Genomic DNA, 14,742 nt, shown 5'->3' with positions numbered 1-14,742 from the left:
GACAGAGGCGAACAAGTTTCGCAACAATGACGGTGCGGGTCACCCCGTAACGGACGGGCGGCCCCGGCGCGGTGCGAACGCCGGGGCCGCCCTCTGGGAGGAATGTCCGTGGGAAACGTGTTCCTACCTGTGTAGGCGACGGTACGCCGGAAAGCGTTACGGCGCGGACAGTTCCCGCACCTCGAGCCCGCCGTCGGCGTACCGCGAGCGCACCACCTTCTTGTCGAACTTGCCGACGCTGGTCTTCGGCACCGCGTCGATGAACGCCCAGCGCTCGGGCAACTGCCAGCGGGCCACCGAACCGGCCAGGAAGTCCCGCAGCTCCTCCGCGGTGACCGAGGCGCCCTCGCGGACCACCACGGTGGCCAGCGGTCGCTCGTCCCAGCGCTCGTCCGGCACGCCCACCACGCACGCCTCCAGCACCGCCGGATGCGCCATCAGCGCGTTCTCCAGCTCCACCGAGGAGATCCACTCCCCGCCGGACTTGATCACGTCCTTGGCGCGGTCGGTGAGCGTGATGTACCCGTCCGGCGAGAGCGTGCCGACGTCCCCGGTCCGCAGCCAGCCGTCCCGGAACTTCTCCGCGTCCGGCACGTCGTCACCCACGTACCGGGCGGTCACCCACGGCCCGCGGACCTCCAGCTCGCCCACTGACGTCCCGTCGGCGGGCAGCGGCTCGCCCAGCGGGCCGACGATCCGCGCGGCCACCCCGGCCGGGACGCGGCCCTGGGTGTAGCGGTAGCGCCAGGCGTCGTCGCCGGTCGCGCCGGCCGGGGCGCGGGAGACCGAACCCAGCGGCGACATCTCGGTCATCCCCCAGGCGTGGATGACCTCGATGCCGTGCCGGTCGTGGAACGCGTGCATCAGCGCCGGCGGGCAGGCGGAGCCGCCGACGATCACCTCGGTCAGCGAGGAGGTGTCCACGTCGTGGCTGTCCAGGTAGGCCAGCAGGTCGGTCCAGATGGTCGGCACCGCGCCGGCCAGCGTGGGCCGCTCGGCGGCGATCATCGCGGCGATCGGCTCGGCCTGGAGGAAGCGGTCCGGCATGATCAGCGAGGCGCCGGAGAGGAACGCCGCGTAGGGCAGGCCCCACGACATGGCGTGGAACATCGGCACGATGGCCAACTCGCGGTCCTTCGGGCCGAGGCCGAAGCCCTCCGGCATGCACACCTGGAGCGAGTGCAGGTAGATCGAGCGGTGCGAGTAGGCCACGCCCTTGGGGTGGCCGGTGGTCCCGGACGTGTAGCAGAGCGCCGCCGCGTCCCGCTCGTCCACCTCCGGCCAGTCGAAGACCTCCGGCCGGTCGGCCAGCAGCGCGTCCCAGTGGTGCACGGTGATCCGGTCGCCGGCGGCGGCCACCAGCGGGGCCGGGTCGCCGCCGCCGACCACCACCACGTGCCGCACCGTGGACATCTCGCCGAGCACGCGGGCGAGCAGCGGGATGAGCGTGCTGTCGACCAGCACCACCCGGTCCTGCGCGTGGTTGGCGATGTAGGCCACCTGGTCCGGGAAGAGGCGCAGGTTGAGCGTGTGCAGCACCGCGCCCATGCTCGGCACCGCGAAGTAGGCCACCAGGTGCTCGTTGTTGTTCCACATGAAGGTGGCGACCCGCTCGTCGCCGGTCACGCCGCACTCGTCGCGCAGCGCGTGCGCCAGCCGGGCGGCGACGCGCCCCACCTCCGCGTACGTCATCCGGCGGGGTTCGGCGCCGGTCCAGGTGACCACCTCCGCCGTGCCGTGCACGGTGGCGCCGTGTTCGAGGATCCGGGCCACCTGGAGCGGGGCGTCCATCATCGTGCTACGCATGGGTAACAACGTAGTGTCGCCGTTCACACGAGCGGAACCCCCGGAACGGCCGAGCCGGCCGGGATTGCTGCGTAGATTGTCCGGGTGAGCATCTCCTGGGCCGACTCGTACGTCGGGCAGCTCCGCGCGCTGGCCGGTGACCGCACCCTGATGTTCGTCGGCGCCCGCGCCGTGGTGCGCGACAACGCCGCCCGGGTGCTGCTGATCCAGCGCTCCGACAACGGCCAGTGGGCGCTGCCGGCCGGCGCCATGGAGCTGGGCGAGTCGATCGCCGACTGCGCGGTCCGCGAGGTCCGCGAGGAGACCGGCCTCCGCGCGCTGCGGGTCAGCGCGTTCGCGCTCTACACCGGCCCGGACCGCACCCACACCAACATGTACGGCCACACCTACCAGGTCTTCACCGCCGCGTTCCGGGTCGACGAGTGGGACGGCGAGCTGTCCCGGTTCACTGACGAGACCACCGACGCCGGCTTCTTCCGCCCGGCGGAGTTCCCCGCCCCACTCTCGTCCAGCGTCTCCGAGACGCTCGCCGACCTGGACGTCTTCGAGCAGACCAACCGCCTGATCCTCAAGTGAACCCGGCGTGTCGCGGCGCTCGGCGTGTCGCGACGCGGAAGAAGGGTCCGGCAAAGACGAGTATGACTGTGCGGCATAATTATGCCGCACAGTCATATTGCTGTCGGGCATAACCGTTCCGGGCGCTCCGGTCGCGGTCCGCGCTCAGAGCATCGTCTGCGACTTGGCCTCCATCTCGGCGGCGGCCTCGTCCTTCGACTCCTTCGGCAGCGGCTTGCCACCCGGCGCGGCGGCCTTGCCGCCCAGCGGGTCGGCGCCGCCGGTGGCGTCGCCCTGCGGGCCGGCGCCGCGGAGCTGGTGGTTCGGCATGGCCAGGGTGACCAGCACCGCCAGCACCGCGATCAGCCCGGTGGTCAGGAAGACCAGGTGCAGCGCGTCGACGAACGAGGACTGGATCGCGGCGCGTACCGGGCCGGGCAGCGCCAGGATGGTGGCCGGGTCGTTGATCGAGATGTTCTCCGCGCCGCCGGCCGCCACCGCCGCCCGCTGCTGCGGCGGGAGCTGGGCGAGCGCGCCCGGCAGCCGGTCGGCCAGGCCGGCGGTGAGCCGCGTCGACAGCACGGCGCCCAGGATGGCCACCCCGAAGGAACCGCCCAGCGAGCGGAAGAACGTGGCCGAGGAGGTGCCCGCGCCCAGGTCGCGGACGTCCACCGCGTTCTGCACGGCCAGGATCAGCGACTGCATGCACAGGCCCAGCCCGACCCCGATCACCACCATGTAGCCGAACGCGGCCCAGAGCGACGTGGCCACCTGGAGCTGGCGGAACAGCAGCATGCCGACCACCAGCACGGCGGCGCCCGTCACCGGGAACCACTTGTACCGGCCGATCCGGCTCATCGCCCGGCCGGTCAGGATCGACGTGACGATGATGCCGGCCATCATCGGCAGCATCAGCAGGCCGCTACGGGTCGGCGAGGCGCCCTTGACGATCTGGAGATAGAGCGGGATGAAGATGATCGACCCGAACATCACCAGGCCGAGCACGAAGCCGGCGGTGTTGGCCAGCGCGAACGTGCGGCTGCGGAACAGCCGCAGCGGCAGGATCGGCTCCCGGGTCCGGGCCTCCTGGAGCAGGAACGCCACACCCAGCACCGCGCCGGCCACGAACAGCCCGACGATCACGCCGGAACCCCAGGCGTACGAGTTGCCGCCCCAGCTCAGCGCCAGCAGCAGGCAGCTCACGCCGGCGACCAGCAGCGCCGCGCCGAGCCAGTCGACGGTGTGCTCGCGGCGCTGGAACGGCACCAGCCGCATCACGTGCCAGCAGACCACGATGGCGAGGATCGCCAGCGGCACGTTCAGATAGAAGATCCACCGCCAGTTGGTCTCCGCGAAGTAGCCGCCGACCAGCGGGCCGGCCACCGACGACACGCCGAACACGGCGCCGAACAGACCCTGGTAGCGGCCCCGCTCCCGGGGCGGCACCACGTCCGAGATGATGACGAACGCCAGCGTCATCAGGCCACCCGCGCCGAGCCCCTGCACGCCCCGCGTGACGATCAACTGGGTCATGTCCCGCGACAGCCCGGCCAGCAGCGAGCCGACCAGGAACGCGCCGATCGAGAAGAGGAAGACCGGCCGGCGTCCGTACAGGTCGGCCATCTTGCCGTAGAGCGGCGTCGAGGCGGTCGACGCCAGCAGGTACGCCGTCACCACCCACGAGTAGTGGTCGATGCCGCCCAACTCGCCGACGATGGTGGGCAGCGCGGTGCCGACGATGGTCTGGTCGAGCGCGGCCAGCAGCATGCCGGTCATCAGACCGAACATCAGCAGGCGGATCTGGCGGGCGGGCAACGCGGGTGCAGCGGCCTGGGCGGTCATCCCGCTTCCTATCCCACCGGGGGCGGATCATGCCCCCGGTGGGCGGATGAGTTTTCTAGCCGGCGGTGTGCCGGCCCTCGGCGAACTCCTCGACGATCTTGGCGCAGAACGCCGGGAGGTCGTCCGGCTTACGGCTGCTGACCAGCCCGTTGTCGGTGACGACCTCCTCGTCGACCCAGGTGGCGCCGGCGTTGGTGAGGTCGGTGCGAAGGCTCGGCCAGGAGGTGATCCGGCGACCGCGCACCACGTCCGCCTCGACCAGCGTCCACGGGCCGTGGCAGATCACCCCGACCGGCTTGCCGGCGTCGAAGAACGACTTCACGAACCGGACCGCGTCCGGGTCGGCCCGCAGGAAGTCCGGGTTCGCCACGCCGCCGGGCAGCACCAACCCGTCGTACGCCCCGGCGTCCGCCTCCTTGGTGGTGACGTCGACCGGGTACTGCTTGCCGTGGTCCAGGTGGTTGAACGCCTGGATCGAGCCGGACTCGATGGAGACCAGCTCCACCTGGGCACCGGCGTTCTCCACCGCCTCGCGCGGCTTGGTGTACTCGACCTCCTCGACGCCGTCGGCGGCCAGGAACGCGATCCGCTTGCCCTGAAGTGTCGCTGCCATGCTGCTTCTCCTCTCCGGGGTGTGTCTGGACGATTCCCCCGGCGGATGCCCGGAAACCGGACGCACTGGGTGGCCCGCGTCGCAGCTCGCCCGCCGGCCGGCCAGGTTTGCCCGCTCCGCGCCGGGGGACCCGGAGGGGCATGGCAGGAGCAGCAGCGGAAGATCGCCGGCTGGCCACCGTGGTGGCGAGCTGGCAGGAGCGTCCCGTGCTGGTCATCGGCGACGCCATGCTGGACGAGTGGCGCTTCGCCGAGTCGGAGCGGCTCTGCCGGGAGGCGCCCGCGCCGGTGCTCACCCTGCGCCGCCGGATCTCCGCCGCCGGCGGCGCCGCGAACACCGCGGTCAACGTCGCCGCACTCGGCGGCCGGGCCGCGCTGGTCGCCCCGGTCGGCGCCGACGTGGCCGGCGACGAGCTGCACGACTGCCTGGACCGGGCGGCGGTCTGGGACCGTACGGTGAGCCAGCCCGGCCGCCCCACCCCGGTCAAGCGGCGGATGCTCGCCGGCAACCAGATCCTGCTCCGGGAGGACTCCGGCGGCCCGGAGGACGCGCTCGACGACGACGGGGTGGCCCGCCTGCTGACCGCGCTGCACTGCGCCACCGAGGAGCTGCGGGCGGTGGCCCCCGGGCAACCGCTCACGCTTGTGGTCTGCGACTACGGCCTGGGCGCGCTGCCGTCGGCGGTGCGCGCCTGGCTGGTCGCCAACCGGGACCGGTACGGCACGGTGGCGTTGGACGCGCACGACCTGGCCGACTGGCGTGGCCTCAACCCGACAGTGGTGACGCCGAGCTTCGCCGAGGCGACCCGGCTGCTGGCCCGCGCCGCCGCCGGTTTCGCGCACGCCGAGCGAGGCGCTGTCCGCAGCGGTGACCTGCACCTGGACCACCCGGCGGCGGCCGACGGCCCGTCCGAGCTGATGGTCGGCACCGCCCCCGGGAAGGCCGGCGAGCGCACGGCCGGCGGGGCTGCCGGGCCGTCGACGGCGTCCGGGCCGACCGGCGAGCCGACGCCCGGCGAGGAGCGGGTGGCGCTGACCCGCAACGGGCTCAGCGTCACCGGCACCGGGGTGACCGTGAACGCGGCAGTCGGCGAGGGCGTGGACCGGGCCGTGCTGGCCGAGTCGCGCCTGCCCGAGCTGCGCGCGCACACCGGCGCGGACGTGGTCGCGGTGACCCTGGACACCGAGGGCGCGGTGGTCGGCGGCGCCGACGGCTCACCCCGGCGCAGCCACAGCACGCCGGTCCCGGCCAGTCACGCGGTCGGCGCCGGGGACGCGTACCTGGCGGCCATGACGCTGGCGCTGGCCGCCGAGGCGGGCCTGCCGACCGCCGCGCAGCTCGCCCAGCTCGCCGCCACCATCACGGTCGCCGACACCGGCACCTGCGTGTGCCGCCGGGAGGACCTGCTCACCGCGTTGGGCACCGGCGGCGAGGAGGCCGGGCACCCGGCGCTGGTCGGCGCCGACGAGCTGGCCGCGCTCGTCGACGAGCACCGGCGGTCGGGCCGGTCGGTGGTGTTCACCAACGGCTGCTTCGACGTGCTGCACCCGGGGCACGTCCGCTACCTGACCCAGGCCCGCGCGCTCGGCGACCTGCTGATCGTGGCGGTCAACTCGGACGGCAGCGTACGCCGGCTCAAGGGCCCGGACCGGCCGGTCAACCCGGTCGAGGACCGCACCGCGCTGCTGGCGGCGCTGGCCTGCGTCGACCACGTGGTGGTCTTCGAGGAGGACTCGCCGGCCCGGCTGATCGAGGCGGTCCGCCCGGACGTCTACGTCAAGGGCGGCGACTACCCGCCGGAGATGGTGCCGGAGGCGCCGCTGGTGCGCCGGCTCGGCGGCCAGGTGCGCACGCTCGGCTACGTGCCGGACCGCTCCACGTCGGCGATCATCGACCGGATCCGGGCCCAGTCGTCGGTGGGCCCCGCCGTGGGCGAGAGCAGGCCGGCGTGACCCGACCGCTCGACCCGGGCACCGCGGAGCAGTTCCGTCACCCGCGCCGGCTCGACGTGCTGATCCCCACCCGCAACCGGCCGGCCGAACTGGCGGTCACGCTCTCCGGGCTGGCCGCCCAGGAGGGCGTACCCGAGTTCGGGGTGGTGGTCAGTGACCAGTCCGACGGCGAGCCCGCGTACGCGCACCCGGCGGCGGCCACCATGGTGCGGGCGTTGCGCCACCGGGGGCACCCGGTGCTGCTGACCCGGCGGCTGCCCCGGCGCGGGCTGGCCGAGCACCGCTCCTACCTGCTGTCCCGCTCGGCGGCCGACGCCGTGCTCTGCCTCGACGACGACGTGTGGCTGGAGCCGGGCACGCTGTCCCGGCTGGTCACCGCGCTGGATGAGCTGGGCTGCGGGTTCGTCGGCAACGCGGTGCACGGGCTCTCCTACACCGACGACGTCCGCCCGGACACGCACCGGCACTACGAGGAGTGGCCGGGCCGGCCGGAACCGGAGCGGATCCGGCCGGGCACGCCGGAGTGGCACCGGGCGTCGATCCACCCGGCGGCGAACCTGCTGCACGTCACCGCGAAGCTCGACCTGCCGGCGGGCGCCTGGCGGGCGTACAAGGTGTCCTGGATCGGCGGCTGCGTGCTCTACGACCGGGCCAAGCTGGTCGAGGCCGGCGGCTTCGACTTCTGGGAGCGGCTGCCCGAGCGGCACCAGGGCGAGGACGTGGCCGCCCAGCTCGCGGTGCTGGAGCGCCACGGCGGCGCCGGCGTGCTGCCCAGCGGGGCCTACCACCTGGAGTCGCCGACCACTGTCACCGAGCGGGACGTGGAGGCGTGGGAGGTAGTGCTCAACGAGTCGGGCGCGGAGGTGTGAGCAGCTCGCGGGCCGCCTCCACCACCTCGGCGACCGGCACGTCGGCCACGAACGACACCCGGTGCGGGCAGTCGCCGTCGCCCGGGCGGTGCGGATAGATCCCGGGCGTGCAGTCGACGCCGCAGACCGGGCAGCGGGTGGTCCAGGCGGCGATCGGCCGGTGCCGGCCACGCAGCGGGGACGCGCCGTTGATCAGGTTGCCGACCCAGAAGACGCCCACCGTGGGCGCACCCACGGCGGCGGCCAGGTGCAGCGGGCCGGTGTCGTTGGAGACCACCAACGCGCAGTCCGCGTACGCGGCGGCGAGCGCGCCGAGACTCAACGTGCCGACCTGCGGGCGGACCGGCACGCCGGCCGCCGCGACCACCGCCTCGACCGTCTCCCGCTCGGCGGGCGTGCCGGTGACCAGCACCTCGTACCCGTCCCCGGCCAGCACGCGGGCCACCGCGGCGAAGCTCTCCGCCGGCCAGCGTCGCCGGGTGTCGGTGGCGCCCGGGTGCAGCGCCACCCGGGGTCGGGTGGGCGCGCCGAGCACCGCCGTCGCCTCGGCCCGGTCCGCGTCGGTCACCGCCAGCACCGGGGTGACGGTGGTGGCCGGCGCCCCGACCAGCGCGGCCACCTCCAGGTAGCGGATCACCTCGTGCTGGTAGTAGACGTAGCGCAGCCAGCGGTCCAGCGGCGGCGCGTCCTCGGCGCGCAGCCCGGCGGTGACCCGGGCGCCGAGCCCGGAGACGAACGGGTTGGAGTTGGCCCCGCCGCCGTGCACCTGCACCGCCAGGTCGAACCGTTCGGCGCGGGCGGCGGCCAGGAAGTCCGCCGGCTCGACCGGGGGCTCGTCCGGGCCGGGCTCGCGGATGCCGGGCCGGGGCGGCACCACCAGCACCCGGTCCACCGGGCCGGGGCGGTCGCGCCAGAGCTTCGCGTGCCACGGCGCGCCGAGCAGCACGATCTCCGCCGACGGGTACGCGGCGCGCAGCGCGTCCAGCGCCGGCAGCACGAAGATGAAGTCGCCGAGCGCGTTGGCCCGGAGCACGGCGATCCGCTCGACGTCCGGCACCCACGCGCCCACCGGCCCAAGGGGGAGGCTGGTCACTCCGCCCCTACGGCCGGTCGGTCTCGTCGAGCGTGGTGTCCGGGTGGTGCAGCTCCCGGTCCGCGGCCGGGTCGGCCGGGGTCGGCGTACGGCCGACGGTGTCGCGCGGCCCGGTGCGGCCGACGGTGATGGTGCGCGGCGCGGGCCGGGCCGCCCGGGGCAGCCGCACCCGGAGCAGGCCGTGGTCCATGACCGCGTCGATCCGCTCGGGGTCGACGCGCGACGGCAGGTCGACGCGGTACTCGAAGCCCCGGGTGGTGAACCCGCCCGGGATGCCCTGGTCGGCGTTGACCTCGGCCTCCGAGCGGGCCCGGACGCACAGCTCCCGCTCGTCCAGCTCGACGGCCACCTCCTCGGGTGCCACGCCGGGCAGCCGGACCGTCACCTGCCAGCCGTCCGCCATCTCGGTGACGTCCACGTCCGGGGTGCCGGAACGGCCGCCGACCAGTCGGCTCAGCTCGGCGCGCAGCGCCTGGAGCTCGCCCATCGGGTCCCAGCCCTGCTGGCGGCCCCGCCAGCCCCGGCCGCCGTCCTGCTCCGTCATCGCACGTCTCCGATCCGCCGGGTCGTCGAGGTGGGCCGCAGCGAGCTGGACGCGTTGAGGTCGTGTTCCGGGTCGACGCCGACGCCGAGCCGGTCCACCAGCTCGCCGCCCAGCCAGGCGCTGATCCCGAGGATCGCCACGGCGACCACCTCGATGGCGATCAGCGCGCCGCCGGCGGTGCGCGACTCGGCGTTGAGCCGGACCGCCCAGACCGCGGCGAAGAGCAGGATCACCGCGATGTTGGCGGCGGCGTGGAGGAGCCCGACCCGCTTGGCCCGGGTGCCGGTCGGCAGGGCGAGCAGGTCGAACGCGCCGGCCGCGGCGGCGAGCAGGCCGCCGATCAGACCGACGGTGATGTTCCAGTAGGCGACCTCGCCGAGGAAGTCCGGCCCGCCCACGGTGTCGACCACGTCGAAGATCACCGCGGTCACCAGGAGCGCCACCGGGAACATCACCAGCATCGGGTGCACGGGATGGCCGAGCACCTTCAGTCGACTCTCCATCTCGGCCTCCATCCGTTCGCGTTCCGGACACGCGCCGTGTTCCGGTCCCTACTCGCCGGTTTCGGGGGCAAACCCGGCGGCCGACGTGCTCCTAGACTGACGATGACGGATCCCGACCCGTCGCGGGCCGGAACCGTCGTCAAGGTCAACGGACGGGGGAGGACAACGTGACGACACAGGAGATCACCAATCCGGAGGAACTACGCGACCTGCTGGGCCCGCCGATGCCGCGGGCGGTCGCCAAGGAGCGCCGTACGCTGCACCGGCGCGACCGGGAGTGGCTGGCCGCCTCGCCGTTCTGCCTGATCGCCACCGCCGGCGCGGACGGCGCCTGCGACGTCTCCCCCAAGGGTGACCCGCCCGGCTTCGCCCTGGTACGGGACGACACCACCATCGCCATCCCGGAACGGCCGGGCAACCGGCGTGCCGACGGCTACCTCAACATCCTGGCCAACCCGCACGTCGGGCTGATCTTCCTGATTCCGGGGCGCACCGACACGCTGCGGATCAACGGTCGGGCCCGGCTGATCCGCGACGCGCCGTGGTTCGCCGACCTGGAGGTCAAGGGCCACCGGCCGCTGCTCGCCGTCGAGGTGGCGATCGAGCAGATCTTCTACCACTGCGCGAAGGCGTTCCTCCGCTCCGAGCTGTGGCAGCCGGAGACCTGGCGGCCGGACGTGCTGCCGTCCCGGGCCCGGCTGGTCAAGGAGGTGGAGGCGCCGGCGGAGAGCCTGGCCGACCTGGAGCGCCACTACGGTCCGGAATACGCCCGGAAGCTCTACGCCTGACTCACTTCTGCGGCGCGTACACCGCCGGCACGCCCACGTCGGACAGGGCCCGGGCGAGGTGCGGGGCGGTGGTCCGCACGTAGGCGGCGCCGATGTGCGACCCGCCACGGTAGATCAGCATGTTGCCGAACACCACCGGGCACCTGTCGGTCGGGCAGATGGCGTCGAACAGGTCGATCATCTTGACCTCCGGCACCCCGGCCACCGCCCGGCGCTGCATCCGGTAGGCCGGGTCCTGGTCGTGGCGTACCCGGTCGAACGCGCAGGCCGACAGGCGCTTGCGGTTCTTGTCGGCGCAGGTGACCGCGCCGCCGGGGTGGGGATTGTTGGCCAGCACGACGACCTGCGTGCCCACCGCGTCGAGCTTCCGCCACGAGGCCCGCACGCCCGCCACCATCGCGTCGACCGATCCGCCCCCGCCCCCGGCGTCCAGCGCGGTCGACCCCGACTGCGAGGTGACCACGTAGTCGGGACGCTCCTCGACCAGCCTGCTCAGCAGCGCCCGGTTCCACTCGACGCAGTCGGTGTAGGGCCGGCCCGACTCGTCGGCCATGAGCATGCGGGCGCTGGTGAACGCGCAGCTCGCCTTGGCGGCGATCACCAACTTCCAGTCGTTCTGCGCGGCGAGCACCTGGAACGCCGGCAACCACTGGTCCATCTTGGAGTCGCCCACCAGGGCGACGGTGGTGGCGCCCTGCGGGTTGCCGTACGTGCACGACAGCACCTCGGCGCCGACGACCTGCTGGAAACACCCGTCCCGTTTCGTGTCCGGCACGTCCAGGAACCCCTGCCGGATCTGGAGCGGATCCGGCGTGATCACGTCGAACCGCTCCGGCACCGGACCGATCGGGGCGGTCCCGGGCCTGGTGGACAGCAGCGCCGCGCCCGGCGCGTACCGGCCCTTGGTGGGTGTCGCGGCGGCCGCCCAGGCGCCGAACAGGACCAGCGCCAGGCCGGCGCAGATCCCGGCCAGGGTGAAGTTGCCCCCGAGGCTCAACGCGAGCCGCGGCGACGTGGCGATCTTCCGGGAGTAGCGCAGCGGGTTCTCCACCAGCCGGAACGTGAGCCAGGCGGGCACCACCGAGGCGAGCGCCACCGCCAGCCCCTCGGCCGGTGACAGCTCACCGAAGCGGGCGGCGGCCACGATGAGCATCGGCCAGTGCCACAGGTAGAGCGAGTAGGACAGGTCACCGACCCAGCGGAACGGGCGCGTGCCGAGCACCAGCACCGGCCCGCGCGACCCCGCCGCCGCGCCGGCCGCGACGACCGCTGCGGCACCGAGCGTGGGCAGCGCGGCAGCGTACCCGGGCCAGGCCGTCTTGCCGCTCACCAGCAGCGCCGCCGCCAGGATCGCGGCCAGGCCGAGCCACCCGAGGACCACGGCCACCGTCCGGGGCATCCGCGCGGCCCGAGTCGCGATCAGCGCGACGCCCGCCCCGACGGCGAGTTCCCACAACCGGGTCGTCGAGACGAAGAACGCGCGCGCCGGCGAGTTCGCCGTCTCGACGATCGACCAGACGAACGACGGCACCGCCAGGACCGCGAGACCGATCCACAGGACCGGCCGTACGTCCGTCCGCCGCAGCGTCCGCGCGACGAGGATCGCCAGCACGATCAGCAACGGCCAGACCAGGTAGAACTGCTCCTCGACGGCGAGCGACCAGAAGTGCTGCACCGGCGAGCTGACCGCGTTGTCGGCGGCGAGGTAGTCGACCGCCCGGTCGGCGAACCGCCAGTTCACCACGTAGACCGCCGCGGCGGCGATGTCGCCGCCGATGGCCTGCCAGTCGCCGCGGGGCACGAAGAGCCGGACCGCCACCGCGGTCGCCGCGAGCACCACCGTCGCGGCGGGCAGGATCCGCTTGGCCCGGCGCGCGTAGAAGCCGATCAGGGAGAGGCGCCCGGTGCGTTCGATCTCGGAGACGATCTGCCCGGTGATGAGGAAGCCGGAGATCACGAAGAAGACGTCGACCCCGACGAAGCCGCCGGGCAGGAACGACAGGCCGGCGTGGTAGAGCAGCACCACCCCGACGGCCACGGCGCGGAGCCCGGCGACGTCGCCCCGGAACCGGCTCGGGGCGCGCCCGGTCGCCTCCTCGGTGCGGGAACCGTCCCGGGCAACCTGGTTCGTCAACTCCGGGGAAGTCACCGTGATCCTCAAGCTCCGGGGCGTCTGGGCCAGGGAACGATAGCGGCTCTCACGAAAGTGGGCAATGGCGGACGGCCCGGTTGGGCCACCACTGCCGGGGTACCGATTCCGGTGCAGACAACGGACGACAAGGAGTGGTCATGACCAGGAAGGTCGAGAAGTCCATCGACGTCGACGTGCCGGTCAGCACCGCCTACGACCAGTGGACCCAGTTCGAGGAGTTCCCGCGGTTCATGGGCGGCGTGCGGGAGGTGCGCCAGCTCGACGACCGGCGGATGCACTGGGTGGCCGAGATCGCCGGCGTGCAACGGGAGTGGGACGCCACCATCCTCGAGCAGGTGCCGGATCGCGCGGTGGCGTGGGCGGCCACCAGCGGCACCACCAACGCGGGCATGGTCCGGTTCGCACCGATCGACGCCGGCCGCACCAGGGTCCAACTCCTGCTCGAGTACGACCCCGAGGGCCTGCTCGAACAGGCCGGCGACAAACTGCACATGGTGGACCGCCAGGCCGAATCCGACCTGGAGCGGTTCAAGGAGTACATCGAAGACCGGCAGGTGGCCTCGGGCGGCTGGCGCGGCACGATCGCTCCCGGCGGCATCCCCGACACCTCCGACGAGGCGGAGCTGTCGGCGCCGACGGATCGGCACCGCGCGGACACCGACGAGGAACCGCCGCCGGAGGAGACCGAACCCGGGTACGCGCGCGGGCGGCTGGCTGACGCCCGGCTCAGGCCACCGTCACCATCCACAGGTGGCCGTCCGGGTCGGCGAACGTGCCGGCGTACCCCCACGGCTGCTCGGCCGGCGGCGTGACGACGTGGGCGCCCGCGGACCGGGCCCGCTCGACGATGTGCCGGACCTCGTCGGCGCTCGCGGCGGTCAGGCCGAGCACGCACTCGCTGCGGCCCCGTTCGGCGACCTCGTGGTCGCCGATGACCCAGCCGAAGCCGCCGCTCGGCACCAGCATCAACCGCAGCCCGTCGTGCACGGCGAACTGGAGCGGCTCGGGAACGCCGTCCGCCGCCGGCTCACCGATCGTCGGCCAGCCGAGGGCCTCGGCGTAGAAGCGGTGTGACGTCACGCGGTCGGCGATCGGCAGGCTGACGGTCACGGTCGGATCGGCCATGGTTTCCACTCCAGGTCGGCGCGGGAGGAACTGTCACCATCATGGACCGGGCGGCCGGCCCGTACTCATCGGTCGGCGCGGTGTGGACGGCAGGCGGTTCCTGTACGCCCTGTACGCCCTGTACGGTCTCGACGGTGCCGGCCGCGCTGGGCGTGCGGCAGCCTGCGATGATGGCCCTACCTGGCAGGCGCTGACGGACCGGCAGGCGGCGGTGCCGGCTCGCCTACTCGAGGCATCGTGCTCGCTGAACCCATCGACAACCCGGACACGATTCTCGGGTGCGTCCGGGGCAACTCCGGCTCGGGCACGAGCAGCATCGCCCGCCAGCGCATGGGCGGACGCGTCAGCGCAGGTGGCCACGGACCATGGCAGTGACACCACGTCACATTCGGCGGTGACGCGGCGCCACTGCCGGGCCGGCGTCGTCCGCGCTGTGATGGGTGCATGTCCACCTCACCCGTCATCGAAGTCGACCGGCTGCTCGACCTCGTCGACCTCACCGACCGGGCCGACCGCAAGGTAGCCCAACTGTCCGGCGGGGAGAAGCGTCGGCTGGACTTCGCCACCGCCGCCCACGGGACACCCGAGCTGCTCTTCCTCGACGAGCCGACCACCGGCCCGGACACCTCCTCCCGCGATGCCCTCTGGGCGACCGTCGACCGACTGCGCGAGAACGGCGCCACCCGGCCGTGACCCGCACCGTGACGGCGACGGTCGTGAACAGCGTCACCGCGGCCATCACCGTGCTTCCGCGAGCTAGGTGAGGACCGCGCCTATCGGGGCTCGTCGACCTGACCGGCTGGGCCGGCCGGGGGCGACCTAGCTCTCCGGCGGGGAGAAGCGACGGCTGGACTTCGCCACCGCAAGGGCACCTGGCCAAGCTGCGCGCCCCTTCCTGCC

The 14,742-nt window shown here is 73.3% G+C and carries 13 protein-coding genes and 1 pseudogene; 6 read left to right on the top strand and 8 right to left on the bottom strand.

The window, feature by feature from the left end; genetic code table 11:
* Window positions 1–156: 156 nt before the first annotated feature.
* Window positions 157–1,806: a fatty acid--CoA ligase gene (locus ACH495_RS03240; protein ID WP_396856108.1), complete on the bottom strand. Its 1,650-nt coding sequence runs from the start codon at window positions 1,804–1,806 to the stop codon at window positions 157–159.
* Between the two features lie 84 nt (window positions 1,807–1,890).
* Between ACH495_RS03240 and ACH495_RS03235 the strand changes: the two genes are divergently transcribed.
* Entirely contained in the window at window positions 1,891–2,382 is a 492-nt protein-coding gene (locus tag ACH495_RS03235; RefSeq protein ID WP_396856107.1) for an NUDIX domain-containing protein, read from the top strand.
* 144 nt (window positions 2,383–2,526) lie between these two features.
* Here the strand turns inward: ACH495_RS03235 and ACH495_RS03230 are convergent, their stop codons facing one another.
* Both ACH495_RS03230 and ACH495_RS03225 read right to left on the bottom strand, forming a co-directional pair.
* Entirely contained in the window at window positions 2,527–4,203 is a 1,677-nt protein-coding gene (locus ACH495_RS03230) for an MDR family MFS transporter (protein WP_396856106.1), read from the bottom strand.
* A gap of 55 nt (window positions 4,204–4,258) precedes the next feature.
* Window positions 4,259–4,816: a type 1 glutamine amidotransferase domain-containing protein gene (locus ACH495_RS03225; RefSeq protein WP_396856105.1), complete on the bottom strand. Its 558-nt coding sequence runs from the start codon at window positions 4,814–4,816 to the stop codon at window positions 4,259–4,261.
* A 140-nt stretch (window positions 4,817–4,956) separates the two neighbouring features.
* On the opposite strand from ACH495_RS03225, the gene rfaE2 reads away from it, so the two are divergent.
* Both rfaE2 and ACH495_RS03215 read left to right on the top strand, forming a co-directional pair.
* Entirely contained in the window at window positions 4,957–6,768 is a 1,812-nt protein-coding gene (gene rfaE2, locus ACH495_RS03220) for a D-glycero-beta-D-manno-heptose 1-phosphate adenylyltransferase (protein WP_396856104.1), read from the top strand.
* Window positions 6,765–7,637, top strand: coding sequence for a glycosyltransferase (locus tag ACH495_RS03215; RefSeq protein ID WP_396856103.1), 873 nt, complete (start codon window positions 6,765–6,767; stop codon window positions 7,635–7,637). The genes rfaE2 and ACH495_RS03215 overlap by 4 nt, the downstream gene beginning before the upstream one ends.
* Here ACH495_RS03215 and ACH495_RS03210 read toward each other — a convergent pair.
* Genes ACH495_RS03210 through ACH495_RS03200 form a run of 3 tightly spaced genes read right to left on the bottom strand, consistent with a single transcriptional unit; the run spans window position 7,612 to window position 9,777 of the window.
* Complete coding sequence (locus ACH495_RS03210; RefSeq protein ID WP_396856102.1) at window positions 7,612–8,730, bottom strand: glycosyltransferase family 9 protein; 1,119 nt, start codon at window positions 8,728–8,730, stop codon at window positions 7,612–7,614. The two genes, ACH495_RS03215 and ACH495_RS03210, sit on opposite strands and share 26 nt — an antisense overlap.
* A gap of 7 nt (window positions 8,731–8,737) precedes the next feature.
* Window positions 8,738–9,274, bottom strand: a complete 537-nt coding sequence (locus tag ACH495_RS03205) for an Hsp20/alpha crystallin family protein (protein WP_396856101.1) — start codon at window positions 9,272–9,274, stop codon at window positions 8,738–8,740.
* A complete protein-coding gene (locus tag ACH495_RS03200; RefSeq protein WP_396856100.1) occupies window positions 9,271–9,777 on the bottom strand; it encodes a DUF2231 domain-containing protein in 507 nt (168 codons plus the stop codon). The genes ACH495_RS03205 and ACH495_RS03200 overlap by 4 nt, the downstream gene beginning before the upstream one ends.
* 167 nt (window positions 9,778–9,944) lie before the next feature.
* Here ACH495_RS03200 and ACH495_RS03195 point away from each other — a divergent pair, with 167 nt between their 5' ends.
* Window positions 9,945–10,565, top strand: a complete 621-nt coding sequence (locus ACH495_RS03195; protein WP_396856099.1) for a pyridoxamine 5'-phosphate oxidase family protein — start codon at window positions 9,945–9,947, stop codon at window positions 10,563–10,565.
* A 1-nt stretch (window position 10,566) separates the two neighbouring features.
* Here the strand turns inward: ACH495_RS03195 and ACH495_RS03190 are convergent, their stop codons facing one another.
* Window positions 10,567–12,714, bottom strand: a complete 2,148-nt coding sequence (locus ACH495_RS03190; protein WP_396856098.1) for an acyltransferase family protein — start codon at window positions 12,712–12,714, stop codon at window positions 10,567–10,569.
* A 140-nt stretch (window positions 12,715–12,854) separates the two neighbouring features.
* Between ACH495_RS03190 and ACH495_RS03185 the strand changes: the two are divergent.
* Window positions 12,855–13,301: pseudogene (locus ACH495_RS03185) on the top strand (SRPBCC family protein); the annotation flags it as partial.
* Window positions 13,302–13,443: 142 nt separating this feature from the next.
* Here the strand turns inward: ACH495_RS03185 and ACH495_RS03180 are convergent.
* A complete protein-coding gene (locus tag ACH495_RS03180; protein ID WP_396856097.1) occupies window positions 13,444–13,842 on the bottom strand; it encodes a VOC family protein in 399 nt (132 codons plus the stop codon).
* Between the two features lie 444 nt (window positions 13,843–14,286).
* Here ACH495_RS03180 and ACH495_RS03175 point away from each other — a divergent pair, with 444 nt between their 5' ends.
* Entirely contained in the window at window positions 14,287–14,535 is a 249-nt protein-coding gene (locus tag ACH495_RS03175) for an ATP-binding cassette domain-containing protein (RefSeq protein WP_396856096.1), read from the top strand.
* Window positions 14,536–14,742 lie beyond the last annotated feature (207 nt).

It is taken from the genome of Micromonospora sp. NPDC018662 (assembly GCF_044391475.1).
Lineage (GTDB): Bacteria > Actinomycetota > Actinomycetes > Mycobacteriales > Micromonosporaceae > Micromonospora.
The sequence above is the reverse complement of the archived record's forward strand: the minus strand, read 5'-3'. Positions and strand labels throughout refer to the sequence as shown.